This window comes from Acidobacteriota bacterium (assembly GCA_020845575.1).
Taxonomy (GTDB): domain Bacteria; phylum Acidobacteriota; class Vicinamibacteria; order Vicinamibacterales; family Vicinamibacteraceae; genus Luteitalea.
The window spans coordinates 1-3,040 of the sequence record JADLFL010000025.1; the positions used below are offsets into that span (position 1 = coordinate 1).

Annotated in this window: 1 protein-coding gene; it reads left to right on the plus strand. The window is 66.6% G+C overall.

From position 1 onward, the window contains the following. Positions 1-124 precede the first annotated feature (124 nt). On the plus strand, positions 125-3,040 hold a 2,916-nt coding region (locus tag IT182_07915; GenBank protein ID MCC6163260.1), incomplete at its 3' end, for a hypothetical protein.

The following is a 3,040-nucleotide window of genomic DNA, read 5'->3' on the forward strand; positions in this document are numbered from 1 at the left end:
CGTCGCGCAGGCACAGGTCATCGTTCAAAACCTGACCGACGACCTGGCGGTGCAAATCGCCCAGTCTCCGGTGCTGGCGGATGGTCTCGCATCCCTGTCCCGGTCATTTGACGATGCCTTCGGCATGGACCACGCGGATTCGATTCGAACGCTGGCCGGCTACGTCAACCAATTCGCCATCGGCGTCGTGACCGCGGGGCAACTGGTGGTCGAATTCGGTCGCTACGCCGGGTTCGCGTTCTACGGAATCCGCGCGGCGCTGTTCTCCGTGCTCGGCGTCCTGGGCGACGTCCTCGAGGGACTCTATTCGCTCATTGAGGGCGCCGTTGAGACCGCGGGTGAGCTGCCCGGTGCGCTCGGACGCGGGTTCCGAGAGATGCTGCCAGGGCTCCGCGACGCGCGTGCCCAGCTCGAAGGGTTTGCGGACAGCTTCCACCAGACGGCAGCGGGTGCGGTCGATGATGCGGCGGCCTGGGATCACGGCGCCACGGTGATCGCCACAGCCCTCGGCAACGCCAAGGCGGCGATGCTCGGCGCCGCACAGGCACACGATGCGACCGCGGCATCGGCGACGCGTGCGCGCGTCAGTACCCGCGAGTTCGGAACCCAGCAGACGCTGACGGCAGCCGAAGCCAAGAAACTGGCCGACGAGGTCGCCCGGCAGCGACAGGCCCTCGAGAGTCTGGGGTTCGTCACGCGTGACACGGTCAACGAGTCGATTGCGGAATTCGACCTCTTGCTCCAGCGCGGCACACGCGAGGGCATCAACGCCAATGCGATGTTGTCGGCGATGCTGCCCAAGCTGGTCGAACTGGAGCGCCGCGCACGGGCGTCTGGTATCTCGACAGCCGACCTCTCGGCCATCATCACCGACATTCGCACGACGCTCGCGAGCGCGGCCCCAACGCTCGACGCGTTTCTCTCGACTGATCCCTCACGGACGCTCCTCCGTGCCGGTCTACAACGCATCACCGCCGAGATGCTAGCCGTCACCACCGAAACCACGCTGGCTACAAACGCCATGCACTTCTTCGGGTTCCAGACGCAGGCCGAACTGGACCGTCGCGTCAAAGACGCCCGCCGCGCTCATGCAGACCTGGTCGCCTCGCGCACGGCCACGGCGTCCCAACTCGCCGCCGCGGCGGCGCAGGTGGCAGAAGCGGAACGCGCCGCCGCACATCGGACGGCGGTCGGCTGGAATGAGGCGCTGTCGGCCAGTGCGGCGGGCTTTCAGCAGCTCGCGCAGGTCGCCGACGGCGAGATGGCGGAGATCTCGCGCAGTATCGGTACTGGGATCGCCGCCGCGGCGCAGTTCAAAGAGAGCCTCACGTCGATCCAGAAGGGGGACTTTGCATCGGTCGCCACGGGCGTCGCGGGGATCGTGAGCGCGGTCGTCTCGATCGGCCAGATGATCTGGAACGCGTTCACGACGCCCGAGTGGAAAAAGGTGATGACCGACGTCGGTCGGCGCTGGGGCGTGGATATCTCCGAGGGCCTGGCGAAAGAGATCGAAGCCGACGAGAAGGCCCTCATCAAGAACGCCGCTGAGTCGACGGCAGCCGACGTCGGCGTGCGCATGGGCCGCGTCATTGGCCGGCAGCTCATCCAGCAGGCAGGCTTCACGGTCCGCGAGCTCGCCGAGCTGCTCAACCTCAGCCAGATCATCGAGGAAGGCGGCGGCCTGACCGCGCAGAATCTCGACACCTGGATCGGTCGATCGAATCGTCTCTTTGACGCGGTCGCCCTCGGTGGCCGGAACGGCGCGCTCGCGACGCGGGAGCTGTCGACGCTGATCGACCAGTTCACCGATCAGGCCAATGCCGCCGGCGGCCGCTGGAGCCAAGCGTTCAAGGATCTGCTCGCGCGGGCCAAGCAAGCGGGCGTCGCGATCGATCAAGTCACCGCGGCGCTCAACGAGCAGTTCGATCGCGCCGCCGGCGGCACGCAGAAGATTGTCGATGGCTTCGCGTCGACGCTTCCGGATCTCAAGCAACTCCGCGAGGACCTCGCGAAGGACGAGACGCTCACGGAACAGGAACGCGAGGCGCGCGTCCGAGCGACGACCGAGGCGATTGTTGCCAGTCGCCAGGACGAGTTCGATCGGTTGAGCCGGATCACGCTCGCCGGATTCAACGCGTACATCGCGCAGGGGCACTCGGCTGCGGATGCCTCGCGTGTGTTCGGCGAGTCAATCGATCAGCTCATCGCCAAGCAGCAGGCGCTGGGCTTCGCCGGCAGCGCCGCGTTCGACCAGCTCGCGCGCATGCGCCAGTTGGTCGCGACGACCCAGCCGCTCCTCGACCAGGTCGGCGGGCTGACGGAGCTGATGATCGCGCTCGACAACGTCGGCGGGCTGACGACGGAGACGTTCCGGGATCTCGAGGCGCAAGGGCTCGACACGTTCAAGAAGCTCACCGAGGCCGGCTTCACGGAGAAGGAAGCGCACGAGCAGATCAAGCCGATGATCGAGCATCTGATTCGGCTGAGCCAGGAGCGGGGCCTTGCGCTCGATGAGGAGACGCAGAAGATCGTCGAGCAGATGAAGGCCGACGGCACCCTCCGCGAACAGGAGGCCTCGACGCAGCAAGTCATGAAAGAGGGCTTCTCCGCGATGCTGCAGGCGATGGGCCACGACATCCCGGAGGCCTGGAAGAAGACGGCCCAAGCGGCCAAGGATGCGGCCGACGAGATCGAACAGCAGGCGACGAAGAAGATCACGGGTGGACTCGACACCGTCAAAGATCGGCTCGCGAACGGGACCGTGTGGGACGTGTGGGCGCGCAACGCGCGCGAGGCGGCGAAGGCCGTCAGTGCCGAAGTCGATGCCGTGAGCTTCGGGCATTCGCCGGGCGGGCTCAAGGAGATTCCGTTGATGCTGCGCAAGGCCTCGCTTACGGACTGGTCGCGGATCGCGATCGACGACCTCGAACGCGTGCAGGCCGTTGTCGATCGCTTCAACGCGCCGGCGGCCGTGCTCAAAGCGATCGACGGCAGTATCGCCGAAGGCGACGCTGGCCGCGGCGCGATCAGCTCCACCAAC